The following is a 25625-nucleotide window of genomic DNA, read 5'->3' as shown; positions in this document are numbered from 1 at the left end:
CACCATGGCGAAACCGCCATGCATGACCAATGGATGACATGGAAATTCAAGAAAACGCATTGATATGATTTTTTCCTTATCAATCATTGAGATGCCAACAGCGATACCTTTCCTCTCTCATGGCTGAAAGCACGATCCTACCTCTCAGATCACCACATAACCCTCTGTAAAATATTGGAAATCCAGTTTTCAAAACGCTATTTCATTTTCATCAACAATCGTCTTGACAGTCATGATCAACTGGCTCTAGCCTTCGACTGCCATCTTGGCACTCACCCCATAAGCATAAAAAAGGCTTGAGACCATGCGTAATACTCGGGTACGCCACCCCTTGGTGACAGCATTTTTCCTCGCTGCCAGTGCAGGTATCATTTCATCGCCAAGTGCTGCCAATGACACTCCCCCCGGAGAGACATTCGATCTCGGCACCTGGAAACTGACACTGCCGATGGACGCCGACGGCAATGGCAAGGTGGATGAAATCAAGGTGTCAGACCTTCAGAGCTATCGTCACTCTGACTACTTCTATCTCGACGATGATTCCCATATGGTCTTCGTGACGCCCAACAGTGCCTTCACGACGCCAAATTCAAGCAATGCCCGCACGGAACTGCGTCAGATGCTACGCGGTACCGACACCAGCATCGGCACCCATGATCCGAAGAACAACTTCGCACTCGCCTCGCATGAAAAGGCCGATGAATTCGCTCAGATAGGCGGCTACCTTGAGGCCACGTTGCGCGTGGAACATGTCGCGGAGCGTTCGAAGAAACCAGACAGGAAGTCAGCCTATTCGGTGGTCATCGGCCAGATACATGCTGGCAAGGACCAGGCATTGATGGAGGCGAATGAAGGCTTTGGACATGGCAACGAGCCACTCAAGATCTTCTACAAGAAGCTGCCGGATCAGGACACTGGCTCGGTGTTCTGGAACTACGAGAAGAATCTCGCCAAGGAAGATCCCAAACGCACGGATGTCAGCTATGCGGTATGGGGCAACGACTGGAGCAGCAATGCTGATCCCGGCAAGGAAGGCATTTCGCTGGGAGAGACCTTCAGCTACAAGGTCGAGGTCAAGGGCGACATCATGCATTTGACCTTCAATTCGGACGGCCATCCGACACGCAATTTCGAGATCAATCTTGCCGACAATGTCGATGCCAACGGCAAGGTGGACGCAGATGACCTTTCGGCGGGCTACGCCGGTGACTGGATGTACTTCAAGGCGGGCTCCTACAACCAGTGCAACACCAAGGCCAGTTCCAATGCCTGTGAAGGTACGGGCGTATGGGAAACCGACAAGGCCAACGGCGACTACGCCAAGGTGGTCTTCTCTGAGCTGAAAAGCGGCAAGATTCAGTGATGAAAGATTGAACTGATCAGACGCTGAAGCGCTGAGACGCCCAAGGGATGAGACCCGCGTGAGATCACGAGTCTGGGGCAAGGGATTGCCACTCATACTCTTGAGCCAAGGCCATGTCTCTTCAGCCAAGGCCATGTCTCTTCAGCCAGGGACATGTCTCTTCAGCCAGGGGCATGTCGTCCTCTTCCCCCTGGATTGTCAGAAGCCCTACCTCTGGCAATCCAGGGGGAGTTGCGTTGCCGATGACCAGAGCACTCGAGACTGTCCATTTCCTCCGGGCTTGTCTCTCCTTCCTGTCGCTCTCTTCTCACTCCACCTTTCTTCTCTCTCCTCTCACTTCCTCTCTCATCTCTTCTCGCTCTCATCTCTCATCTCTCTCCTCTCTCATCCCTACACTCTTCCTTCATCTCGACCCTCTCCTCCTCGACGCAATGAGCGTATCGCCACCCTTGCCCTGCCTGCCGGAGAAGACGTCGAGAAGCCTGCAAGGGAGGTCAGTGATCACCCTCAATCTGCTGCGAGCGGCAGGTTGACGTAAAACGCACAGTATCCGGCGCGTTCTGATCATCTCGCTGCCCCCAACTTCACGACACTGTGTTCAACAAAGGCGCAGAGGCGATGCGACCGGGACGTGCAGGTTGACGTCTGGTGACATGGCCGCTGCGACTTACCGCAGACAAGTGTCCTGACACGTGAGGCTCGACGATGAATCGCAAGACAATCCTGACATGCGCCATCACTGGCGCGGGTGATACCGCCAGCAAGAACCCGAATGTCCCGGTGACACCGAAGCAGATCGCCGATGACTGCATCGCGGCGGCCAAGGCCGGCGCCAGCGTGGCCCACATTCACGTGCGTGATCCGGAGACCGGCGGCATCAGCCACTCCACCGAGCACTTCCGTGAAGTCATGGACCGTGTGCGTTCCGCCGACACCGACATCGTCATGAACATCACCGCCGGTGGTGGCGGCGACTGGATTCCGGACGTCAACGACCCGACTCGTGGTGGCCCGGGCACCGATATCCAGACCCCGGCCGAGCGTCACGCGCCGATCCAGGAACTGCTGCCGGAACTGTGCACCCTGGACTGCGGCAGCCTGAACTTCGGCGACATGGTCTACATCAACACCGCTGACTGGCTGCGTGAGCACGCTCGTCTGGTGCAGGCCGCTGGCGTCAAGCCGGAGCTCGAGTGCTTCGATCTGGGCCACGTCTGGTTCGCTCGCCAGCTGCAGCAGGAAGGCCTGCTCGACGACGACCTGCTGTTCCAGCTGTGCCTGGGCATTCCGTGGGGCGCGGAAGCCGACACCGAAACCATGCTGACCATGAAGAACAAGCTGCCGGCCAACTCCAACTGGGCAGCCTTCGGTATCGGCCGCATGCAGATGCCGATGGTCGCACAGGCCGTGCTGCTGGGCGGTCACGCTCGCGTCGGTCTGGAAGACAACCTCTATCTGTCCAAGGGCGTGATGGCGACCAATGCACAGCTGGTCGAGAAGTCCTCTGGCATCATCGAGAACCTGGGCTCCAGCGTGATGACGCCGGCCGAGACGCGCGCCTTCCTCAAGCTGCGTGATCCGTCCACCGGCAAGACCGCCGGCGACGTGGCAGCCCTCGAAACCGCTGGAGGTGTCGCATGAGCCAGTTATCTGTCGTAGGAACCGGTGTCATCGGCAATGGCTGGATCTCCCGTGCATTGGCCAATGGCTGGGATGTGGTCGCCTTTGATCCGGCCCCGGACGCCGAAGCCCGCACTCGCGCCTTCGTCGAGAATGCCTGGCATGCACTGGAGAAGGATGGCCTGGCGGAAGGCGCCTCCGTCGAGCGCCTGCGCTTCGCCGCGACCCTCGAGGAAGCTGTCGTCGGTGCTGACCTGATCCAGGAAAACGTGCCGGAGCGTCTGCCGCTCAAGCAGGAAATCCTCAGCGCCATCGATGCCGCGGCCGAAGAGCACGTGGTGATCGGCTCTTCCACCTCCGGTTTCAAGCCGACCGATCTGCAACAGGACTGCAAGAAGGCGCCGGGCCGCGTCATCGTCGCCCACCCCTTCAACCCGGTCTATCTGCTGCCGCTGGTCGAGCTGGTGGGTGGCGAGCACACCTCTCCGGCCCTGCTGGAAGGCGCACGCGAAGACTATCAAGCACTGGCCATGCGTCCGCTGATCGTGCGTCGCGAGATCGAAGGTCACATCGCGGATCGTCTGATGGAAGCGCTGTGGCGTGAAGCCCTGCACCTGGTCAACGACGGCGTCGCCACCACCGAAGAGATCGACGCGGCCGTCGTCTATGGCTGTGGTCTGCGCTGGTCGCTGATGGGCACCTTCCTGACCTTCCACCTCGCCGGCGGCGAGCCGGGCATGCGTCACATGCTCGAACAGTTCGGCCCGGCCCTGAAACTGCCGTGGACCAAGCTCGAAGCGCCTGAGCTGACCGACGAGCTGATCGACAAGGTCGTGGAAGGCTGCGAATACCAGGCAGCGGGTCGCCCGGTTGCCGAGCTGGATCGTCGTCGCGATGACTTCCTGGTCGAGCTGCTGACGCTGACGCGCAAGTACTGGCCGGAAGCCGAAGGTCTCGAGGGGCGTATCTGATGGACCTGCTCGAGATCACGGTGCCGCATGAATGGGTCGACTACAACGGCCACATGAATGATGCCGAATACGCGCGCGCCTTCTCGATGGCAGTCGAGGCGCTGATGGAACACGTGGGCCTGGATGCCGACGGTCGTCGCGAACACGACCTGACCATCTACACTCTGGAGACACACCTGTGCTACCTGGCGGAGGCGCACGAAGGCCAGACACTCAAGGTCAAGGTCCTGCTGCTGGATCACGACCCCAAGCGTCAGCACGTGCTGTTCACTCTGACCGATGCCGACGGCGGCGAGATTGCCACCAGCGAGCAGATGTTGATGGCGATGAGCATCAGTGGCGGTCGTCCGACCCCCTGCCCGGAAGCGGTGGCGGAGCGCATCGCCGCCCTACCCCAGCCGGCAGGCGACGATGACTGGCCCAAGGCCGCCGGCCGGCGTATCGGTATCCGTCGCAAGACGGCCTGATACGCGCACCGACAGCATCAAGAGGTAGATCGTCCTTTCGAAGGATGGACCGACACCCCGTCAGTTTCTGGCGGGGTGTTATCGTATGCATGACATTTTTCCTTTCGGGCCAGAGACCATGACACACGAGACATCTTCACCGCTGCGTTGCCAGGCCTTCATCGAGGCCTTCGCCGACGGCATGGCCGAATTGGCAGGCCTGTCAGTCGCCGAGAGCCGGCCTCAGTGCGAAGCCCTCTACGCGCGCCTGGCCGCACCACTCGCAGACGGCGTCACGCCAAGCGACGAGACACTGCATTCCGATGATGGCCACGTCATTGCCCTGCGACGTTTCCGCCCGACGCGTGAGGCGCCACGCAAGGACGGCTGTGTCGTCTATCTGCACGGCGGCAGCTGGCAGGTCGGCTCGCTGGATAGCCATCAGGGCGTGGCCTCAAGCCTGGCGTCACGGCTCAATCGTGAGGTCATCAGCGTGGATTACCGGCTGTTGCCGGAAGCGTCCTATCAACAGGCGCTGATGGATTGTGAGGTTGCCGTGCGTGAACTGACCCCTGTCGCAGTCGTCGGCGACAGTGCTGGCGGTCGCCTGGTCATGGATGTCTCACGCCTGCATCACGAGACACACTCCCCCTATGTGCTGGGCCTCATCTACCCGCCGATGGACCCGGTACTGAGCCTCGACAATGAGGACCTCGCCACACTGGGGCCGACGGCGCCATTGCTCAGCCGTGAAGAAATCGTCGCCATGTGGCAGCTGGTGGCCGAGGGTGACCCCTCGCACAGTTACGCCATGACGCCACCCCATTCACGGCAGGCACCGGCGCAGGTCATCGAAGTGCTCTCGGTCGAACATGACCCTCTCACGGCGCCGCTGGAGGCGGCCGTCGCCACCTGGAAAGCCCAGGGGGCGGAAGTCGGCTATCACTGCGCGACGGGGATGGTCCACGCCGCCCTGCACGCCCATCATGAATTGCCTGAGATGGGCATCGCCTGGCGTGATTTCTGTGACGCCTTGACGCGCCGTCTTGGCGAGGCATGATGCCGCCCCGGGCGGTCGTGCCATGAAAAGAGGCCCGTACCGATGGCATCGGTACGGGCCTCTTTTCGTCGTGATCCACCTCAAGCACTGGCCGGCCCGAGGTGCACCCTCATCTGCCGTGTCTGGACGAGACATTCTCATGGCTACGGTGGATCACGCCTCAGCACATCACGCTGCCTCACAGCGCACGTCATCGCGTCGAAGGACACGCAGTTCGACATCCGCCGGGCAGTGTGAGACCCGCGGCTGCCAGCGGGCCTGTAGTCGCTCACGCAGGTCCGCGTCGCCGTAGATCACGACCACGACCACCAGACGAAAATCATCCTCCAGCGCCCGCTGTGCGATGAGAGCTTCATAGAGAATGCTGTCGAGAATACGCTCGGCCCTGGCGTGATGCTTGAGCACTCTGACATCCACGAAGGTAGTCGTGGAGGCCTTGCCGGCAAACACCGCATCGAAGCATGCCCGCGTATCCCCTACCTGGACATCATGACGTACCTCGCCGGACGGCTCTGCCCCGGACTCGCGGACGATCTGTCCTACCAGTGCGGTCTTCAATGCGCGCAGCTCATGGCGATGCTCTCGCGTCATCTTCTCCCGCGATATCTCATGCGATGTCACCGCCCCACCGGCGGGTGACGCCATCGACGTATCGTCACTGTCGTCATGGAGCAGTTGCGCCACGTCGGCATCATCCACGGGTGGCTGGGAAGACGACGCCTTGGCTGGCGGCATCTCGATGCCAGGCTCTCCGCCCAGTGAGTCCTGTACCTCGGCCGTCAGACGCTCCTCCTGCTCGGCGGGCGACAGGGTGCGCATGAAGGAGCGGTCCTTGTGGTAATCGCCGGGGGCATAGAGCTTGCCATGATGCCTGGTCACCAGACGATAGAACACGCCCAGCACCAATAGCGGAAAGATGACGATGAAGGCGATCAGCGGCCAACGCTCGACCTCTGTCAGCTTGTCTGCGGATGAATTCAGCAACAGGCTCGCGAAGCCGTAGATCAACGAGATGAACAGCGCGATGATGCCGAGCGGATTGCGCGCCAGTTCCTTGGCATTCTTCATGAACTGCATAAGTGCTCCATTCCTTGAGATCTCCCTGCCCCTCCCTCAGGGATGGGGGAGGAACGGGCACAATGCAATGTCATGGCGCTCACGCCTTTCGCGTGTCTTCTCAGCCGTCGAGGGTCATGCGGCACAGCAGGGTGTTGTCCTGCTTGAGGCTTTTCCCCCACACGAACCTGGCACTGTCATCCCAGTCGATATCGTCGTAGCCGTCCTTCGGGCTGACATCGCTGTACTGATGCTCGATGGCAGCCGGCCAGGCGCTGTCATCGAAGTCCGGGGCCGTCCAGTCACCGTCCACCGTGGTTTCCTCGAAGTCACAGGCGCCCTCGCCTGCCTGTGGGTCGCTCTCATCGGCACAGGAAGCCTCGACAGGCGCGTGTTGCACCACCAGGCAATGCATGTCGCGGTTGGTGACCCCGATGACCTCGCCTGTTCTGGCATCACGGAACTGGGCAATCATGCCGCCATCGCCCATCTGCTGGCGGTCCGTGCCGATGTACTCAAGGCCGGAATCGTTTTCCTTGAAGTCCTTGGCCTTGATGGCAATCGTCACCGGGAATCGCGTCTCGATGATGGCGGTTTCTGAATTGAAGGAACGCTCCGTGGTGATCGGCACGCTGTCTTGCATCGCCTTCTCGCCATTGACGTACATCTCGAACCAGTTATCGACCCAGACCTCGGCCTTGAGTCTGGTGCCACTCTGGGGGCCGGCCTTGGGCTTGGCCGCATGCTCATCCTTGGCATGTGAATCGGCAAAGGCAGGTGCGGCAGCCAGAATGAGGGCGGCGGTCAGCAATGTGCGCATGGAAAAATTCCTTTCGTGGTGAATGGCGATCGCGCTTCCTGGCTTGCAGGGGGGGGCTTGCGTCCATCATCTGCTCAGTTACGGAAGATGATGGAGGAGGAATCCAGCACCTTGCCCTGCAGTGCCTCGGTCATCGTGTCCCAGTTCACGCTCATGTCGTCATGATCCGGCAACGCCTCCAGCGGTGCCTTCAAGGCATACAGCGTGATCGTGTATTCGTGATATGAGCCCTCAGGGCCGGGAGGTGAACAAGGCGGCGTATACCCGATACGTTTCTTGTCCTTGTCGGCGCCCTCATCCCCCAGCGACGCCGGGTTGCCGCGCGACAAGGCGTGGGTGTCTGCCGGAAGATTCCACAGCAGCCAATACTGGCTGGGAGCATCACGACCTTCGACGGTGCCTTTGGGATAGTGATGCATGATGAGGGCGAGGCTCTGTGTGCCGTCAGGCACATCACCCCATGTCAGCGGCGGCGTGACGCCATCGCCGCCGTCACGAGTGCATTTCAGGTCATCCGGCAACCAGCCATCATCATTGAAGGCAGGGCTGGTGAGCGTGAAGTCGCCTTGTGCCAGCGCCGGTGTGGCCAGGGCCATCGCACCAAGCCCGACGACCAAGCCACGTGCTAGACGCGTCTGCCATGCACTTGAGAACTTGCCCGCCAGATTGCTCGATAACTTGCTCGACCATGCCCGAATCATCGGCAGTACTCCCCGGTCTTGACGTCGCCACCATCCGTCACGGTACGCGTCTCGAAGTCATAGCAATTGGGCGTATCGGTGGGCGTATAGCGAATGTAATAGGCTTCACCGTGATAGGTGTAATCCATGCTGCGCTTGCCGTCTGCCTGCTGGGTAAAGACCAGGTCTTCCACGCCCCCTTGCGGCGGAGTGCCGGCAGGCCGCCCACGACTGTCGGCCTGCGTATCGCCACTCGCGGCCTTCAGCGGCGGAACACGCGGCAGGTCTTTCGCCTCTGGCACCTCGCCCATCAGACACTGAATGATGTAGGGCGCCTGTTCGGAGGTGTGATAGCGATACCCGAAGGTGTCATCAGGCTGTCCGTTGCAGACATCCAGCACATCCATCGCGATATGGGAGCCATCCGGGTTGTCATCGCCATAGATGGGGTAACCATCGAAAGCCCAGCCAATGATGGGGTTGTCATCGGCATTCTTCATCTTGTCGATCATGCACACGGGTTTGACATGATAGTGGTAATCATCGCCGCGTCCGGCGTGCCCGCCACAGGCATCCAGCTGCTGCGTCGCCAGGGTATCGTTACTGGCCTGATAGACGGAAAGATCCCCCGGGGACATCTCTCCGCCCCCGGTATAGTCGTAGATGGGCACACCATTGACCGCCACCCCCAGCGCCGCATCACGTGTCTGCGGTGTGTCCCCCAGCGTGGACTCAAGTGCGATCGGAGAGATGTAGTCGCTGGCGGGCACCGGCACCTGCTCATTGGTGCCCACGATACCGGTCATCATCTCGTGATCCGGGTAGGTATCCGAGGTGATCAGCGCCTTGCCGTTCTGGCAGGTGACAGACACCGAGTCGGCGAAGCCGGCATCTTGCACGGAAGCCTTCACAGCGGCGCAATGCGCCTCGGCGGCGGACCTGCCCGTACGCTGTGCCGCTGCCTCCGACGTGGACTTCTCTGAGCCGGACTGGGCCTTCGCGAGCGAGGGTTGATCATTCGCGACTGACTGCGCGACACGGAAGAACACTGGCACCATGAGAACGGATGCCACCGTCAGTGCCACGACGGGCTTCACGATACGGGGTCGTTCCCGAGACGTCAGGGAATGTGGGCGCATGAGCTTTCCTGTGTGTCGGACGATGAATTCATGAGGCTTTCGCGCATGGCCGGGTGGCCTGAGGTGTCAGCCAGTCAGACGCGGACGGAGGAAGGCCGACAGGGTCTCCGGGTTCTTCTCGTCATGCCGGGGCGGCTACCACTGCATCACGATGAAGGTCAGTGACATGGCACCGATCGCGACCATCCAGGCGCCCAGCACTCGCTGCGCGATCACGAAGGCCGCACGAGGCAGAAGGCGACCGATCAACGCGAATATCGCCCAGCAAAGCAGGACACCCCACATCACCGTCATCATGACACCGAGAAGGATGGCAAAGGGTGTCGAGGCCACCTCATGGCCCAGAAACAGCAGCGCCACCACCAGCCCGGCCAGCAGCGCCGGCACCCGCTGGAAGATGCCCTGACCGAAGGCATGGCGCAGCGGTACGTGAATCGCGACGAGCAACGACACCAGCATGGCCAGTCCCATCACGGCCATTACCAGCCTCTGTGGCGCAAAGAGTGACAGGGTGATCCCGAGTAGCAGGCCATTGATGAGCCGCAGCAGAATTCGCCCGCCCGCCTTCCAGGTGAGCGTGTCCTGACTGGCGACTCCGACAAGACCCGCCGTGACGATGAGATACAGGATCACCGGGCTGCCACAGACGGCGCGAACGCCGATCATCCACTGTTCCGGCCACATCATGACAATGCCTCGACCAGGAAGTAGACACCCAGCAGTGCCGTCAGAATCCCCAATCCGCGCAGCAACATGCCCTGACGGAAGCGCTCCGCCATGATGCCAACGCCGATACCCGCGGCATGCAGACTGCCGGTGGCCACCATGAAGCCCATCGCAAAGGCAAAGGGATCAGACGCCAGGGGCAACTCCGCCCCATGGGCGTAGCCATGACAGACGGCAAAGACGGAGATCACCGCACAGGCCATCCACAGCGGCAGGCGCACGCGCCCCGCGATGAAGCCGCCGAGCACCAAAGCCGACAAGGCAATGCCGATCTCGATTCCGGGCAATGCCACCCCCACGATGCCCACCACACTGCCCAGCGCCATGATCATCGGGAAGACCACCGGCAACAGCCAGGAAGCAGGACGGCCCAGAATCACCCCCCACAGCCCCACGGCTGCCATGGCGGTAAAGTGATCCAGGCCCGTGAGGGGGTGCAGGAAGCCCGCGGCAAAGCCGCCGACGCTATCCGTATCGACGTGCGCGCTGGCTGTCTGGGTGAAGAGCACCGTCAACATGCCGACAAGGGCAGCCGTCAGACGGGGCAAGCGGCAAGGCCGCGAGTCACGACGCCGAGCGGAGTGAGCCGCGAGAGGCGCAACGCGAGAAGAGGTGTGAGATGTGGTGCGAGATGAGGTGCATGAAGAGGTGCGAGAAAGCGACATGAAGGCAAATCCAGTGAAGAGATCTCTCGGTTGGGGGGGGAGACAGCAGCAGTGTGAAACACGCACCGAGACGCGGAAGTTTCGGCAAAGACCATGACATTCGTGCAGACAGCAGGGTATGGCATGGCACGCAGTGCCGGAGCGCCGGCGCTGTTCACGGCGCCCCGCCCCCGGCGCTGTCATCATCATTTCCCGGCATTGGCCCGCCCGGATGTCCGTCGCCTGCATGGCCGGGCATGGGGCCCTGACCCGGCTTGCGTGGAGAGCCGATCCCCATCCTGGCATTGGTAGTGAAGTTGTCCTTCGCCACCACACCCTTCAGACATGCGGGCAGGTTGGGGAATTCCTGAGTGGCGTGATAGTGATACTCGCCTTCCGGGTGACGCTCGGTCGGGCCGAAGTGGCCATTGCAACTGTCGAGATCGGTCGGCACCTCGCCCGTCGGGTCTTCACTGCCGAACATCGGATAGCCATCGAAGGCATAGGCGAACTGGGCGCTCTTGCTCTGCGGTTGCTGACAATGGGCATCCACGCCTTGCGTGTCATAGACGCTATCGATATCCGTGGCCGTCGCGTGCCAGTGATACCAGCCACCCGGATCCACATGACCGCCGCAGGTATCCAATGCCGGCAGATTGCCGGTATCCAGCACCGAGGGAGCATCGGCGAAGATGGGCACGCCATCCAGTGCCAGGCCTACCTTGGCGACAGTGCCAAGCGACGTCGGCGAGTCGGCCGGCACCGGGACGACAGGCAGCAGAATGCTCATCTCGACGCTGTCATCTTCCGCCACGTTGAGGCAGTTGTTGGCCTCTTCCTGACGCTTGCTCAGGTCCGTCATGATGTGAAGCGTCTCGTCCTCATCATGAAAATGAAACCCGAGCGTATCGAGCATCTCGAAGAAGGCACGATCCAGCCGATATAGACCGGGGTGCTGGCCATCCCACTGCCAGATACCGCCTTGATCATCCAGCGTCGGTGGGCAGAAAGGGCCGATCTCCAGGTCATCAGGCCGGTACTTCACGACAAGTCGGGTGCACTGGGCAGCGCTGCCATTCTCCAGCGTACAGCTGACGGTTTCCGGCGCCTTGACCAGCGCGGCCGTGGAGAATTGGCCCGGCACCACTTCGGCATGGGCCACCCCTGCCATCAACAGGGAGGCCGGCAACCAGGCCGTGATCGATGCGGTCTTTCGCACAAGGCGTGCCGTCTTCATGAGTAGGCTCCGAAGAGAGAACACCCGCCACGCTGTTGCTCTCTCGAGTGATCAGCGTGGCGGGTGTCGATGGGCGGGACAGCCGTGAGGGTCAAGCTCGGCCTGGACTCAAGCTCGGCCTGGTCTCAGGCTCGGCTCAGGCCCTGACCTCAGTGCTTGGGCCCCTGCTTGGCATCATCCGGCAAGCAGGCCGTCTCGCCACCCCGGGGCGGAGCGACACAATGTCCCGGCACCAGCGAGTCTGCCTCAGGCACCGCGATCTGGCACTGGTCTCCCACCTGCTTGCTGGCACAGGCATCGAAGGCTTCCTGCGGCGGCTTGCCACCCGGAGGCTGCGCCATGCTCATCCCGCTGATGGCCAGCAGTGCGCCCGCCATCAAGGCCAGGCTGCCGCGACGACGAAAGGTCACGCGAGCGGAAGGAGTTTCAGAGGCTTTCATGTCGGCATTTCCTTGTGTCATCACTCAATGACGACAAGCTTGCTGGCGCAATGTGCAACGAATATGTCAGAAAACGACAGGTGTTCAGGTGCCTGCAGGCTCACTCCTTCCCGGACGGCGGACGGTCTTCCTCACCGGGAGGTGGCCCGCGATGTCCCATGTCATCTGCGGTGCAGATGGCATCCGGTGAGTCGAGTGCGCAGCCTATCTCGCCATGGAAACATCCCAGAATCTCGTTCTTTTCGGCGCTGTTGCCATGATAATGGTATCCGATGCCTGCACCGACATGGCCACTGCAGGCGTCGAGTTCTGCCTCCTCGGCCTCGTCACCGGTCAGTCTGGCCAGGATCGGATAACCATCCATGGCAAAGCCGATCATCGGTGCATCCTCCGCGACGTTCTCCTTCGCGGGACTGCAGCCATTGGCACCGTGATAGTGATAGCCGACATGCAGATTCACATGCCCTCCGCAGTCATCGAAAGGCGCCAGGGTATGGGCGGCAAGAATCGCATCCTGAGGCGCTGCCGCATCGAATCTGACGCCATTGAAGGCGATTCCCCGCGGAATTGGCGGAGTGCGCCCTGATGCCGCTTCCTGACGGGCAACGGGAGCCAGTGGCAGCACATAGGTGGTCTCGACGACCTCATCCATGTATTCCGTGCGGCATTCCACGCAGTAGTTGTGGTACGCCTCGGCCACATCCGGCCGCGCCGCCTGATCACAGGCCGTCCTGGTATCCGTGACGTGAACCTTGCCGGTGGCCTCGTCGAACAGCTGCCACTCGGGGTCATCATAGAAGGTGGCCAGATTCTCGATGAAGGCACCATCCACGTCGTACTGCTTGCCGTCACGCACCCAGATACCCCCCTTGTCGGCACCGTCCGAGAGCTTGCCGGGACACCAGGGGCCCATCTCGCTGGACTCCAGCGAGTTCTTCAGCGTGATGCTGAAGCACTGGGTCTCGGTCCCACCGGACAGCGTGCAATCCACCACCTCAGGGCCAGCCACGATGCTCCGGGCATCGAACAGGGAGGCGATCTGCGCCAGTCGCTCCGAGACATCCCCCTCGTGGGCCATCGCGGACACGGGGATCAGGCTGGCGACCCCCGCGCTGAACAACGAGGCCAGTGCCATTCGCTTCATCATGTTTCCTCTTGTGATCACCAGGGCATCAGCACGTCATCTGCACTTCACCTGAACGGCCCACCCATCGCGAGGCCAAGCCTATGGAAAACACGTTCCATAAGGAAAGACGCGCCGCTCATTTGCACAAAGCTGCCTTTTTCATGAGAACTGACTTTTTCACGAGAACTGCCCTACCGAAGCCCTAGCGCTCGGCTCGCGGGGAATGCCCGAAGTGATTGCGATAGGCCCGCGAGAAGCTTGAGCTCGACGTGAAGCCACTGGACAGTCCGATGGAGAGAATATCGAGATCCGTCTCCTTGAGCAGATGCCGAGCACGCTCCAGCCGCAGCCTCAGGTACCAGGCTCGCGGCGACGTGGCGAGTTCCTGCTCGAACAGACGCTGCAACTGTCTGAGCGAGATGCGACAGCGTCGGGCCAGCTCCTCCAGCGACAGGGGGGTGTCCAGATGCTGCTCCATCAAGGCGACGGCATCGACCAGCTGGCGCTTGTGAGTGCCGAGTCGCCGCGCCAGCGTCATGCGCTGCTGATCGGTTCGCGTCCGCATGCGGTCATGGACAAGCTGCTCGGAGACATCGACTGCCAGGGCCGTGCCGTGCCGCCGGGCAATCACGTCCAATGCCATGTCCATCGCCGCCGCTCCCCCGGCACACGAGAAACGCCGTGCGCCCAGCTCGAACAATTCATCCGAGGTGCTGATGGCAGGGAAACGCTCGCGAAACGCCGGCAGACTCTCCCAGTGCAGCGTGACGCGCTCACCATTGAGCAGCCCGGCCGCGGCGAGCAGGAAGCACCCGGTATCCAGCCCGCCCAGCACACAGCCACCGGCATCGAGGCGATTCAGCCAGCCAGTGAGAGCGCGATTCAGGTGAGCTTCCGGCTCGAAGCCACTGCATACCGCAAGCGAAGGCAGCGAGCGGATATCCAGAATGCTGTGATCCGCCACCAGCGTCATGCCACTCGATGCCGTGACCGGCTGGCCATCCTCACTGATCAGCAACCAGCGAAACAGCGGCTTGCCGCTGATGCGATTCGCGATGCGCAACGGCTCCACCGCCGCGAAGAAGGCCATCATCGAAAAACGCGGCAGTAGCAGAAAACCGATCGTTTCGGGCAAGGGGCCGGAATAGTCGAGACGCATGACGCGAGAGCCTCCGTGACAGGGAAAGAGAGATGTCATGGGTCATCACCCGAGAGCGTGACATGACGAAGACCGCCAAAAATGACGCATTACGTTAACAATAATTCGCCTGACGACAAAACAGACTGTTGAAATTTACCTGTCATCGAGACTTCACCATGCCGCCTCCCGGGCATCCCCAGGGCCTCAGTGCGAGCGCCTGGTGATCATGTCGTGGTGATTCGCGTCCCGCTTGCCCGACCCGCTTCTGGCGTAGCGTGATTTTTCCAGAAGCTGTAGCCATCAAAAACAATTCCATCCATAATATATCGTAATGTTTTTAGGCAGTTAGCCAAGAACTGCTCTTTCCAAAATGCGTTCCTCCTCTCTTCTCGTTGCCAACACGACAACAATAATGGTGCCGGATGAGCGGTCGATATCCCCGATGCCTCGACCGAGACAGGGATCGCTGGCCCTTTGACCAGCTCGAACAGGAGTTACTGCGTGACCCCTTCCCAATCCGACCCCGCGTCCTCTCCCGATTCCACGAATACCGCCCCTCTGCCCTACCCCGACGCCAGTTCCAGCGTGCAGGTCGAGACCTCAGGCTGGCTGACCGGCATGCACAAGGGCATGACCCTGACCTCAGCGGGCCTGCTGCTGCTCTTCGTCCTGGCCACGGGCCTGGCACCCGACATGTCCGCGAGTCTGTTCGGCGCCGCCCGCGCCTGGATCGAGTCCACCTTCGGCACCTATTATCTCGTCACCATCGTCGGACTGATCGGGCTGTGCATCGCCCTGGTGTTCTCTCCCTGGGGCAACCTGCGCCTCGGCGCACCGGACAGCCGTCCCGAATTCTCTCGCTTCACCTGGGTCTCGATGCTGCTCTCGGCAGGCGTCGGCATCGGCATCCTGTTCTTCGGGGTCGCCGAGCCGCTGTTCTACTTCGATGACTCCGGCGGCTTCGGCTACCCGAACAACCCGCACGCGGACCTCGCCGGCCACACCGCCATGACCCATGCGCGCGCCGTGGATGCGCTCAAGCTGGCCTTCTTCCACTGGGGCCTGCATGGCTGGGCGGTCTATGTGATCGTCGGCATGACCCTGGCCTACTTCGCCTATCGCCGCGGCCTGCCGCTGGCCCTGCGCTCCGCACTGTATCCGCTGATCGGCAATCGCATCTATGGCCCCATCGGCCACGCCGTCGACATCATGGGGGTACTGGGCTGCGTGTTCGGTATCGCCACCTCGCTGGGCCTGGGCGTCAGCCAGATCGCCGTCGGCCTCAATCGTCTGACCGGGCTGGATTCCGGCATCTACACCCAGGTGGTGCTGATTGCCGTGATCTGCGCCATCTCCATCGCGTCTGCCGTCTCGGGGGTCAGCCGGGGTATCCGCATCATCTCCGAACTCAACGTCGGCGTCTCCGTCATCGTGGTGGGCAGCTTCCTGATCGGGGGGCCGACACTGTGGTTGATCAGCATGTTCGGCGAGACGCTGGTCTCCTATGTGCGTGACGTCATTCCCATGGGTCTGTGGGTGGCGGGCACGCCGCTGGAACGCGACTGGCAGGATGCCTGGACCATCTTCTACTGGGCCTGGTGGCTGGCATGGGCGCCGTTCATCGGCCTGTTCATCGCCCGTATCTCCAAGGGCCGCACCGTGCGTGAATTCGTGCTGGGCGTACTGATCGCACCGCCGCTGATCATCTTCATCTGGCAGGCGCTGTTCGGTGGCACCGCGTTGCACCAGGAACTGACCGCAGCCATGGGCCCGGGAACCGGCGAACTGATGGGCATGATCCGCGACTGGAACCTGCCGGAGGCGCTGTTCGCCACGGCGGATACACTGGTGGCCAATGACACCCTGAGCGTCATCCTGTCCTCACTGCTGATCTTCCTGCTGATCAGCTGGTTCGTGACCAGCTCCGACTCCAGCACCCTGGTCATCACCACCATCCTGTCGATGGGCGATGAGGAGCCGCTGGCGCGCCACCGGATCTTCTGGGGCGTCTGCATCGGCTCGGTCGCTGCCGTCCTGTTGATGGCCGGCGGCCTGAAAGCCCTTCAGACCGTGCTGATGGCGGCGGCATTGCCGGTCAGCCTGGTCATTCTGCTCATGACACTGGGTCTTCTGATCGCCCTGATCGAGGAATCGCGCATGGCGCTCAAGGCACGTCGCCGCGCCTCCCCCGACACGGGCCTGAATTGATCCGCCGGTCAGTCTGACCAATGCCGGTCACGGCTCCTGCCATGACCTGATGCCGGCACCCGCATGACACCAATCCCCGCTTGAGGCCACAAGGCCCGGCGGGGATTGGCGTTTCTGGCTCCCGGACATCCTCTTCCAGCCTCTCTCGGAGGGCCCCTGAGCGCTGAGGCAATGCAGGCTTCCAGCGAGAAAATATCCGAAAAGCCGGCCTGACGCTTGCCGCATGACGCGTTCAGCTAACTGGACTTCGTTTGGGGAGAAAATGATCGGGGACGACGCTCTAGCCTTAGAACGTGTCGATGTCTGATGTCCAGAACGTTCCACACAGGTAGTGCGAGACAACAATCACAACAATAAAGGAGTGTTCCCATGACACCCGCCCAACAGGACTCGCAAGAGTCCGCTCACCGCGGCATCCCCCCTGATTTGACGCAGCGCCTTGAGACCCGCGGCCCGCTCAAGGGCATGCACAAGGGCATGACACTCACCGCTGCCGGCCTGCTGCTGGCCTTCGTGGTCGGTGCCGGCCTGAGTCCGCAGGCCTCTTCTTCCCTGTTCGGCGCCGCCCGCGCCTGGATCGAGAACACCTTCGGCACCTACTACCTCATCCTGGTCGTGGGCATGATCGCCCTGTCACTGGTCATGGTGGTGTCTCCCTGGGGCAGCCTGCGACTCGGCCCCAGGGACAGCAGACCCGAGTTCTCGCGTTTCACCTGGATCTCGATGCTGCTCTCGGCAGGCGTCGGGATCGGCATCCTGTTCTTCGGGGTCGCCGAGCCACTGTTCTACTTCGACGACTCCGGGGGCTTCGGGTACCCCAACAACCCGCACGCGGATCTGGCCGGCGCTACCAGCATGGACCATGCCCGCGCCGTCGAGGCCCTCAAGGTGGCCTTCTTCCATTGGGGCCTGCATGGCTGGGCGGTGTATGGCGTCGTCGGCATGACACTCGCCTACTTCGCCTACCGCCATCACCTGCCCCTGGCGCTGCGCTCGGCGCTCTATCCGCTGATCGGCGAGCGTATCTACGGTCCCATCGGTCACGCCGTGGATATCATGGGCGTACTGGGCTGTGTCTTCGGAATCGCGACCTCGCTGGGTCTCGGCGTCAGCCAGATCGCCGTCGGGCTCAACCGCCTCACCGGACTGGATGCCGGGCTCGGCACTCAGCTGGCGTTGATCGCCGCCATCAGCGTGATCTCCATCGTGTCAGCCGTCTCCGGCGTGAAGCGCGGCATCCGCTTCATCTCCGAGCTCAACATCGGCGTCTCGGTGCTCGTGGTCGGCAGCTTCCTGATCGGCGGCCCCACCCTGTGGTTGATCTCGCTGTTCGGCGAGACGTTGCTGGCCTATCTGCGCGACGTGGTGCCGATGGGACTCTGGGTCGCCCAGACCCCGGGCGAGAGCAGCTGGCAGGAAGGCTGGACCATCTTCTACTGGGCCTGGTGGCTGGCCTGGGCCCCGTTCATCGGCCTGTTCATCGCGCGTATCTCCAAGGGGCGCACCCTGCGCGAGTTCATCCTCGGCGTGCTGATCGCCCCACCGCTGATCATCTTCCTCTGGCAGGCGCTGTTCGGCGGTACCGGTCTGCATCAGGAGCTGACGGCCGCCATGGGCCCGGGGACCGGCGAGCTGATGACGCTGGTGCGCAACTGGAATCTGCCGGAAGCCCTGTTCGCCACCGCCGATGCCCTGGCCGGCAACGGCGTGCTGGGAGTCATCCTTTCCTCGCTGTTGATCTTCCTGCTGATCAGCTGGTTCGTGACCAGCTCCGACTCCAGCACTCTGGTGGTCACCACCATCCTGTCGCTGGGCGATGAGGAGCCGCTGGCGCGTCACCGCATCTTCTGGGGCATCTGCATCGGACTGGTGGCCGGTACCTTGCTGATGGCAGGCGGCCTCAAGGCACTGCAGACCATCCTGATGGCCGCCGCCTTGCCGATGAGCTTCGTGATCGTGGCAATGACGATGGGCCTCCTGGTGGCGCTCTATCAGGAATCCGGCAATGCACTGAAAAGATTCAAGAAACCCGCCCAGCATCACACAGGCCCCTGAGCCCGCTCTAAGCCCCTCACTCGACCCGGACCCGTCGTGCCAACAGGCAACGGCGGGCCTTGAGGCATGTCTTTCACGTCAGGCGTTCCACGAGACACATAATGTCGTGTTATGGCAAATGCTGGTCGCCAATAACCAAAAATTAACCAGAGGGCAAGATAGGCTTATGAGGTCCTTGCCACCCACAGGAGTCAGCCATCGTTATCTGCCCTCTCTTGACGACTTCTTGCTGCCGTCAGCTTGCCAGTTCGACAACAACAACTTCAGGAATCGCGCTCTCATGACGACCGACACTTCCTCCTCCCGCCAGCCCGAGGCCACCACGGATTCCGTCTGCGGCCTGGGGGACACAGACTCCGCCAAGGGCAAGTACCTCACCTCGCTCGCCACCGTCGCGGTCATCATGCTGCTGATCGGCGCCGCCGCCCTCTTCCCGACGGGATTCCTCGCGGCCCTCGACACCGTCAAGACCTCGGTGATCGGCAATCTCGGCTTCATCTTCACCTGGCCGGCCTTCGCCATCTCGCTGGTGATGGTCGCGGTGTGCTTCACGCCGCTGGGCAAGCTGCGCTTCGGTGAAGGCGAACCGGAATTCCACACCCTGAGCTGGATGGGCATGCTGTTTGCCACCGGCATGGGCATCGGCCTGCTCACCTGGGGCGTGCTGGAACCCAAGTACCACACCGATGCCGGACAGAGCACCGACATGGCACTGCTCAATGCCTTCAATCATTGGGGCCTGCTTGCCTGGGCGGGCTATCTGGCCATCGGCGCGCTGTTCGCGCATGCCATGTACAACATGAAGATGACCAAGCCCGCCGAAGAACTGCTGGGCAATGGCCTGTGGAGCAAGCTCAATCTGGTCAGCCTCGTCGTTTCCACCGTCATCGGCCTGTCGCTGTCCTTCACCTACGCGACCACCCCGATCCAGCAGGGACTGGTCAAGCTGGTCGGCATCGAGTTCAGCCCGACCCTGATCATCAGCGTGCTGGCCGTATGCGCCATCATCTCCTCCGCCTCTGGCCTCAAGCGCGGCATCAAGTGGCTGAGCAACTACAACACCCTGTTCGCCATCATTCTGATGATCGGCGTGCTGGTGCTGACCGTCCCCGGCGACATCCTTTCCACCTTCGTGCGTCTGGTGCCGGAATACCTGCTCAAGTACCCGGCGATGGCCACCGACATCGGCCTGGGTGATCCGGAGCGCAAGGCGTGGCTGGCCGACTGGCTGTATGCCTTCGAGGCTGCCTGGTACGGCTGGTTCATCTTTACCGGCGTCTTCGTGGCGCGCATCTCCAAGGGCCGTACCCTGCGTGGCATGGTGCTGGGGGTGATGCTGGTGCCGACCCTGTTCTCGTGCCTGTGGTTCGTGGTATTCGGTCTCGGCAGCCTCAGTCTGGGCGTCGAGGACGTGTTCAAGCTGATCGATACCATCGATACCACCGGCATCCTCTCGGTGATACTGACGCTCAACATCCTGCTGTTCTTCATCACCAGTGCCGACTCGGCAGGACTGGTCTGCGAGATGCTGACCGTCAAGCGCTCACGCGCCTTCTGGATCATCGCCATGGCCGCCCTGGCCATCGTGGTCAGCTGGCTGGGCGGCGATGTCTACAAGACCCTGCTGAGCCTGATCTCGGTCGCCGCGATACCGGTCGCCTTCGGCATCTTCGCCCTGGTGATCGCCTTCGTGATCCGCGTACGCCGTGATCGCGCCTCCCAGGCCATCCCGGCATCGGTGCCACTTACCCAGCGCTGAACCGCCATGGCGTGAGGTACGCCGCAGCGCGTGCCGACGCAATCCAGGACAACGTTCTGGCGCGACGCAATCTGTCGCAACGCAATCTGTCCAGCACAACGGCCCTGCCCTCTAACGAGGTGCAGGGCCGTGTCACATCTGATGCCTGCCTTTTTTCATCACCTGCCAGGAATGGAATGGCGGGTCTTGCGCCCTCGACGCCGACAGAGCCCTGCTGTGCTGACAACGACCTACTAGGCTGAAGTGTGTGTCACCACGTTTCCCCAAGGCGTACAGCATCGATCGGAAGCGACAGGATCACGACAGACAGGAGCGACGCATGCCAGCCAGTTTCCACGACCACCTCAGCCGTCAGATCAATACGCTGCATGAAGAAGGCCTCTACAAGCAGGAGCGCGAGATCACCTCGCCCCAGCGAGCCAGCATCCAGGTTTCCGCCAGTGATGAAGACGAGGGACAAGGCGCCCAGGTCATCAACTTCTGCGCCAACAACTATCTGGGCCTGGCCGATAGCCCCGAGCTGATCGCGGCCGCGCAACAGGCGCTGGAGCGTGATGGCTTCGGCATGGCCTCGGTACGCTTCATCTGCGGCACTCACCATCAGCATCGCGTGCTGGAAAAGCGCCTCGCGGCCTTTCTGGGCATGGACGATGCCATCCTCTATTCCTCGTGCTTCGATGCCAATGGTGGCCTGTTCGAGACACTCTTCGGCCCTGAAGACGCCATCATTTCCGATGCGCTCAACCACGCCTCCATCATCGATGGCGTGCGGCTGTGCAAGGCTAGCCGCTATCGCTATGCCAACAATGACATGCGCGAACTCGAGGCCCGCCTCAAGGAGGCGGACGCGGCTGGCGCACGCTTCAAGCTGATCGCCACCGATGGTGTCTTCTCAATGGATGGCGTGATCGCCAATCTCAAGGGCATCTGTGAACTCGCCCGCCGCTACGACGCGCTGGTGATGGTGGATGACTCCCACGCCACCGGCTTCGTCGGCGACAACGGGCGTGGCAGCCACGAATACCATGACGTGATGGATCAGATCGACATCATCACCACCACCTTCGGCAAGGCGCTGGGCGGTGCCTCGGGAGGCGTGACGGCCGCACGCGGGCCCATCGTCGAGTGGCTGCGCCAGCGCTCTCGCCCCTATCTGTTCTCCAACTCGCTGGCACCGCCCATCGTGGCGGCGACCCTCAAGGCGCTGGACAGAATCGAGGACAGCGCCGAGGCGCGCCGTAAGCTGTGGGAGAACGTCGAACGCTTTCGCACCGGCATGCAGGCCGCCGGCTTCACCCTCGCGGGCGCCGGCCACGCCATCATTCCGGTGATGATCGGCGATGCACGCCTGGCAGGTGACTTCGCCAATCGCCTGCTGGAGGCCGGCATCTACGTGATCGGCTTTTCCTATCCGGTGGTGCCCAGGGGACAGGCGCGCATTCGCACCCAGCTCTCGGCGGCGCATACCCCGGAGCAGATCGACACGGCCATCTCGGCCTTCACGCGCATCGGCCGCGAGATGGGCGTGATCGGGTCTGCGACGGGAGGTGATGCATGAAGGCGCTGGCCAAGCTCAAGCCCGAACCCGGGATCTGGATGACCGAGACGGCCGTGCCGGAAATCGGCCACAACGATGTGCTGATCAAGATCCGCAGGACCGCGATCTGCGGCACGGACATGCACATCTATCAGTGGGATGAGTGGTCACAGGCGACCGTGCCGGTGCCGATGGTCACCGGTCATGAGTATGCGGGGGAAATCGTCGCACTGGGCAGCGAGGTGCGCGGCTACGAGATCGGCGACCGTGTCTCCGGCGAAGGGCACATCACCTGTGGCCATTGCCGCAACTGCCGCGCGGGGCGTCGCCATCTATGTCGCAATACCGAGGGCGTGGGCGTCAACCGTCCGGGCGCCTTCGCCGAATATCTCGCCCTGCCCGCCTACAACCTCTTCAAGCTGCCGGATGAGATCAGCGATGACCTGGCGGCCATCTTCGACCCCTTCGGCAATGCCGTGCATACGGCGCTGGCCTTCGATGTGGTCGGCGAGGACGTGTTGATCACCGGTGCCGGGCCCATCGGCATCATGGCGGCGGCGGTCATCCGCCATATCGGGGCTCGCCACGTGGTGATCACCGACGTGAATGACTATCGACTGGCACTGGCCGAGCGGATGGGCGCGACCCGCACCGTCAATGTCAGCCGCGAATCCCTGAAGGAGGTGATGGCGGAGCTCGACATGCATGAGGGCTTCGATGTAGTGCTGGAGATGTCCGGCGTGCCGTCAGCCGTGAGTCAGATGCTCGATGTCATCAACCACGGCGGCAAGATCGCCATGCTGGGCATTCCCCCCGGCGAGATGGCCATCGACTGGACCAAGGTCATCTTCAAGGGGCTGACCATCAAGGGCATCTATGGCCGTGAGATGTTCGAGACCTGGTACAAGATGGCCAGCCTGATCCAGTCTGGGCTGGATCTCTCGCCCATCATCACGCATCGATTGCGCGTCGATGACTTCCAGCAGGGCTTCGAGATCATGGGCTCCGGTCAGTCGGGCAAGGTAGTGCTCGACTGGGGCTGAGGGCTTTTACTCGATGGCTCCCCCACGCCAGTCAGCTCCCGATCGTCTGCCCCCGATCGTCAGAGCGCGTGCCGGTCAGTCGTCGCCTCGCGGGGTAACAGCCCGAAGGCCTCGCCCATGCCGGGAGCCGAGAGACGCTGGAGAATCCATTTGAGCGCCTTGCCCTGACGGCCACTGCGCCAGGCAAGGGAGAGATCGATCGGCGCACGATCCGTCTCCAGTGGCAGCACCGTGAGACTGCCGTCTTCCAGTGATTGACGAATCCGGTGCAATGGCAGATAGCCGACACCAAGCCCCCTGCGCTGGACGTCTATCTTCTGCGCCGTGGTCTTGACGATGATCTGACTGCGACCATCCAGCAGCCCCGAAGAGCGCCCGGGCAAGCTGCGCGAACTGTCGGCCACGATGACGGTGGGATAGTCACGCAGGGCGTCGGCGGACAGCGGCTGCGGCAGATGCGTCAGCGGATGGCCGGCCGCCACGGCGAAGACCGGCTCGATCGCCCCGAACACTCGGCTCGACAACCCCGATACCGGTGCCTCGCCGGGCGCTCCGATCACCAGATCACAGCGGTTGTCATGCAACGCTTCCCAGGCGCCCCCCATCACCTCCTCACCGAGTACCACCCGGGTACGCGGCTGGATGGCCTGAAATTCCTCCAACAGCGGATAGAGCGCGTCCGGTTCAAGAATGGAATCGACGCAGATACGCAGCTCGACCTCCCAGCCCGCCCCCGCCTGACGCGCCAGCGCCGTCATCTCATCGGTGGCCAGCAGAATGCGTCGCCCATGCTCCAGCACCAGGCGTCCGGCATCGGTCAGTTCGGCCTTGCGGCGCGAACGGTCGAACAGCGGCACGCCCAGCTCTTCCTCCAGCTTCTGCACCGAGTAGGAAATCGCCGAGGGCACGCGGTGCAGTGTCTCGGCGGCGGCGGCGAAACTGCCACGTCGGTCAATGGCATCCAGTACGCGCAGCGCGTCCAGCGTGATGGGTGAGACCATGGTTCAAAAATTCTGATCAATCAGACCAGAATCCTCCGTTATTTTTCTGCGACACCACATTTTATAGTAGCGCCATCGATCAGACACACTGATTTGAAAATCCACCCCTTACCTGATCCCTGGAGCCACTCATGTTCAAATCCGCCCTCTCTCGCCTGATGTCCACTGACACGAGCCTCGCAAGCCTGGTGCTGCGCGTGCCCACCGGCATCATCTTCATGGCCCACGGGTCACAGAAACTGTTCGGCGCCTTCGGCGGCTACGGTCTGGAAGGCACAGGACAGTGGATGGCCTCCATGGGCATCGAGCCCGGCTACCTGATGGCACTGTTGTCCGGCAGCGGTGAATTCTTCGGCGGACTGGCCATTCTCATCGGCCTGCTGACGCGCCCGGCAGCTGCCGTGCTGGTCTTCACGATGCTGATCGCCATCCTGACCGTGCATATCGGCAATGGCCTGTTCATGAGCAACAACGGCTTCGAGTACGCGCTGGCCCTGTTGACCATCGCGGCCAGCCTCATGATCACCGGCGGCGGCAAGCTGTCCCTTGATCGAGTACTGCAACCGGGCAGCAACGCCGTGCGCGAAGACTGAAGCCTGCTTCACTCACCGGCAGACACCACGACACTCTGAGGAGGTTGCCATGTTCACGTTACGTCCAGCGGCAGAACGCGGTCATGCTCGATTTGGCTGGCTGGAGAGCCGCCACAGCTTTTCCTTCGCCAGCTACTATGACCCGAATCACATGGGCGTCTCCGTACTGCGCGTGCTCAATGATGACACCGTGGCACCCGGCGCAGGCTTCGAGACGCATCCGCACCGTGACATGGAAATCATCAGCTATGTGCTGGAAGGCAGCATCGAGCATCGTGACACCATGGGCTCACATCGCACCCTGGGAGTGGGCGAAGTCCAGCTGATGAGTGCCGGCAGCGGCATCGAGCACAGCGAGTACAATCCCTCGACTCGCCAGCCACTGCATTTCCTGCAGATCTGGATCACCCCGGATGCCAGGGGCCTGACGCCGCGCTATCAGCAGCAACCCTTCACGGCACGCGAGGGACTCGACCTGTTGATCGCCCCGCCACAAGAGGCCGTGGACGGCATCCTGTCCATCAATCAGGATTCCCGGATGTATCGCATCGGCCTGCAAGGGGATGACGAGCAGCCCACAGCACTGGAACTGCCACTGGACGCAAAGCGCCGCTACTACCTGCACGTCATCGACGGGACGGCAACACTGAAGGGCAAGGATCAGCAGAGCCTGCCCCTGTCCGCGGGGGATGCCGTCACGCTGGATCATGAACCCGAGGCCACTCTCGCTGAGGCGCGAGGTCTGCATGCGCTGCTGTTCGACCTGCCCGCTTGAGCTGGCCTCCGATGGCCTCTGGCCATGAGTGGCTTTAGATCCACGACGCCTCCCCGCCCATATCACTGTCGGCGGGGAGGCGTCGTTATGGCACGTCCACATGGGAGGACACCTGGCAGGGAACGTGGCTGGGCGACATCTGTCATAGGGAGGCATGATACGATCAAGCGCGAGGCTGGCCGTCA

At 62.1% G+C, this 25625-nt stretch carries 23 protein-coding genes; 12 read left to right on the top strand and 11 right to left on the bottom strand.

What is annotated here, in order from left to right; genetic code table 11:
- The first annotated feature begins 334 nt into the window (after positions 1-334).
- From QD228_RS09120 to QD228_RS09100, 5 genes are all read left to right on the top strand, one after another.
- Complete coding sequence (locus QD228_RS09120) at positions 335-1363, top strand: polysaccharide lyase family 7 protein (protein WP_279875435.1); 1029 nt, start codon at positions 335-337, stop codon at positions 1361-1363.
- A 705-nt stretch (positions 1364-2068) separates the two neighbouring features.
- Positions 2069-3004 (top strand): 3-keto-5-aminohexanoate cleavage protein, encoded by a 936-nt coding sequence (locus QD228_RS09115; RefSeq protein WP_279875289.1) that lies wholly within the window; start codon positions 2069-2071, stop codon positions 3002-3004.
- Entirely contained in the window at positions 3001-3954 is a 954-nt protein-coding gene (locus QD228_RS09110) for an L-carnitine dehydrogenase (RefSeq protein WP_136939245.1), read from the top strand. Before QD228_RS09115 ends, QD228_RS09110 begins: the two co-directional genes overlap by 4 nt.
- Positions 3954-4421 (top strand): thioesterase family protein, encoded by a 468-nt coding sequence (locus QD228_RS09105; RefSeq protein ID WP_279875288.1) that lies wholly within the window; start codon positions 3954-3956, stop codon positions 4419-4421. The genes QD228_RS09110 and QD228_RS09105 overlap by 1 nt, the downstream gene beginning before the upstream one ends.
- A gap of 118 nt (positions 4422-4539) precedes the next feature.
- Complete coding sequence (locus QD228_RS09100) at positions 4540-5460, top strand: alpha/beta hydrolase fold domain-containing protein (RefSeq protein WP_279875286.1); 921 nt, start codon at positions 4540-4542, stop codon at positions 5458-5460.
- Between the two features lie 168 nt (positions 5461-5628).
- Here QD228_RS09100 and QD228_RS09095 read toward each other — a convergent pair whose 3' ends face one another.
- From QD228_RS09095 to QD228_RS09050, 10 genes are all read right to left on the bottom strand, one after another.
- Positions 5629-6537, bottom strand: a complete 909-nt coding sequence (locus tag QD228_RS09095; RefSeq protein WP_279875285.1) for a hypothetical protein — start codon at positions 6535-6537, stop codon at positions 5629-5631.
- A 100-nt stretch (positions 6538-6637) separates the two neighbouring features.
- Positions 6638-7336: a PEBP family protein gene (locus QD228_RS09090; protein WP_279875284.1), complete on the bottom strand. Its 699-nt coding sequence runs from the start codon at positions 7334-7336 to the stop codon at positions 6638-6640.
- A 74-nt stretch (positions 7337-7410) separates the two neighbouring features.
- Positions 7411-8037, bottom strand: coding sequence for a YbhB/YbcL family Raf kinase inhibitor-like protein (locus QD228_RS09085; RefSeq protein WP_279875283.1), 627 nt, complete (start codon positions 8035-8037; stop codon positions 7411-7413).
- Positions 8034-9155 carry a YHYH protein gene (locus QD228_RS09080; protein WP_279875281.1) on the bottom strand — a complete coding sequence of 374 codons (1122 nt, stop codon included), beginning with the start codon at positions 9153-9155 and terminating at the stop codon, positions 8034-8036. The genes QD228_RS09085 and QD228_RS09080 overlap by 4 nt, the downstream gene beginning before the upstream one ends.
- Positions 9156-9290: 135 nt before the next feature.
- Positions 9291-9842 carry a hypothetical protein gene (locus QD228_RS09075; protein WP_176503826.1) on the bottom strand — a complete coding sequence of 184 codons (552 nt, stop codon included), beginning with the start codon at positions 9840-9842 and terminating at the stop codon, positions 9291-9293.
- Positions 9839-10399: a HupE/UreJ family protein gene (locus tag QD228_RS09070; protein WP_176494138.1), complete on the bottom strand. Its 561-nt coding sequence runs from the start codon at positions 10397-10399 to the stop codon at positions 9839-9841. Before QD228_RS09070 ends, QD228_RS09075 begins: the two co-directional genes overlap by 4 nt.
- Positions 10400-10700: 301 nt before the next feature.
- Positions 10701-11762: a YHYH protein gene (locus QD228_RS09065; RefSeq protein ID WP_279875280.1), complete on the bottom strand. Its 1062-nt coding sequence runs from the start codon at positions 11760-11762 to the stop codon at positions 10701-10703.
- 149 nt (positions 11763-11911) lie between these two features.
- On the bottom strand, positions 11912-12202 hold the full coding sequence (locus tag QD228_RS09060; RefSeq protein WP_084208406.1) for a hypothetical protein: 291 nt from the start codon (positions 12200-12202) through the stop codon (positions 11912-11914).
- 100 nt (positions 12203-12302) lie between these two features.
- Positions 12303-13349 (bottom strand): YHYH protein, encoded by a 1047-nt coding sequence (locus QD228_RS09055; RefSeq protein WP_279875278.1) that lies wholly within the window; start codon positions 13347-13349, stop codon positions 12303-12305.
- 181 nt (positions 13350-13530) lie between these two features.
- Positions 13531-14487 carry a GlxA family transcriptional regulator gene (locus tag QD228_RS09050; RefSeq protein ID WP_176494141.1) on the bottom strand — a complete coding sequence of 319 codons (957 nt, stop codon included), beginning with the start codon at positions 14485-14487 and terminating at the stop codon, positions 13531-13533.
- Between the two features lie 483 nt (positions 14488-14970).
- On the opposite strand from QD228_RS09050, the gene QD228_RS09045 reads away from it, so the two are divergent.
- From QD228_RS09045 to tdh, 5 genes are all read left to right on the top strand, one after another.
- The gene (locus QD228_RS09045; RefSeq protein ID WP_240499701.1) at positions 14971-16677 is read left to right on the top strand and encodes a BCCT family transporter; all 1707 of its coding nucleotides are present in this window, start codon (positions 14971-14973) and stop codon (positions 16675-16677) included.
- Between the two features lie 369 nt (positions 16678-17046).
- Positions 17047-18732, top strand: coding sequence for a BCCT family transporter (locus QD228_RS09040; RefSeq protein ID WP_279875276.1), 1686 nt, complete (start codon positions 17047-17049; stop codon positions 18730-18732).
- A gap of 280 nt (positions 18733-19012) precedes the next feature.
- Entirely contained in the window at positions 19013-20491 is a 1479-nt protein-coding gene (locus tag QD228_RS09035) for a BCCT family transporter (protein ID WP_279875275.1), read from the top strand.
- A 319-nt stretch (positions 20492-20810) separates the two neighbouring features.
- A complete protein-coding gene (locus tag QD228_RS09030; RefSeq protein ID WP_279875274.1) occupies positions 20811-22049 on the top strand; it encodes a glycine C-acetyltransferase in 1239 nt (412 codons plus the stop codon).
- A complete protein-coding gene (gene tdh, locus QD228_RS09025) occupies positions 22046-23071 on the top strand; it encodes an L-threonine 3-dehydrogenase (RefSeq protein WP_279875273.1) in 1026 nt (341 codons plus the stop codon). The genes QD228_RS09030 and tdh overlap by 4 nt, the downstream gene beginning before the upstream one ends.
- A gap of 59 nt (positions 23072-23130) precedes the next feature.
- Here tdh and QD228_RS09020 read toward each other — a convergent pair whose 3' ends face one another.
- The gene (locus QD228_RS09020) at positions 23131-24072 is read right to left on the bottom strand and encodes a LysR family transcriptional regulator (protein WP_077377508.1); all 942 of its coding nucleotides are present in this window, start codon (positions 24070-24072) and stop codon (positions 23131-23133) included.
- A gap of 131 nt (positions 24073-24203) precedes the next feature.
- On the opposite strand from QD228_RS09020, the gene QD228_RS09015 reads away from it, so the two are divergent.
- On the top strand, positions 24204-24665 hold the full coding sequence (locus QD228_RS09015) for a DoxX family protein (protein WP_084208395.1): 462 nt from the start codon (positions 24204-24206) through the stop codon (positions 24663-24665).
- Positions 24666-24714: 49 nt separating this feature from the next.
- Positions 24715-25440: a pirin family protein gene (locus QD228_RS09010; RefSeq protein WP_279875272.1), complete on the top strand. Its 726-nt coding sequence runs from the start codon at positions 24715-24717 to the stop codon at positions 25438-25440.
- Positions 25441-25625 lie beyond the last annotated feature (185 nt).

The organism is Cobetia sp. 3AK (genome assembly GCF_029846335.1).
In the GTDB taxonomy this organism is placed as follows: Bacteria; Pseudomonadota; Gammaproteobacteria; order Pseudomonadales; family Halomonadaceae; genus Cobetia; species Cobetia marina.
The sequence above is the reverse complement of the archived record's forward strand: the minus strand, read 5'-3'. Positions and strand labels throughout refer to the sequence as shown.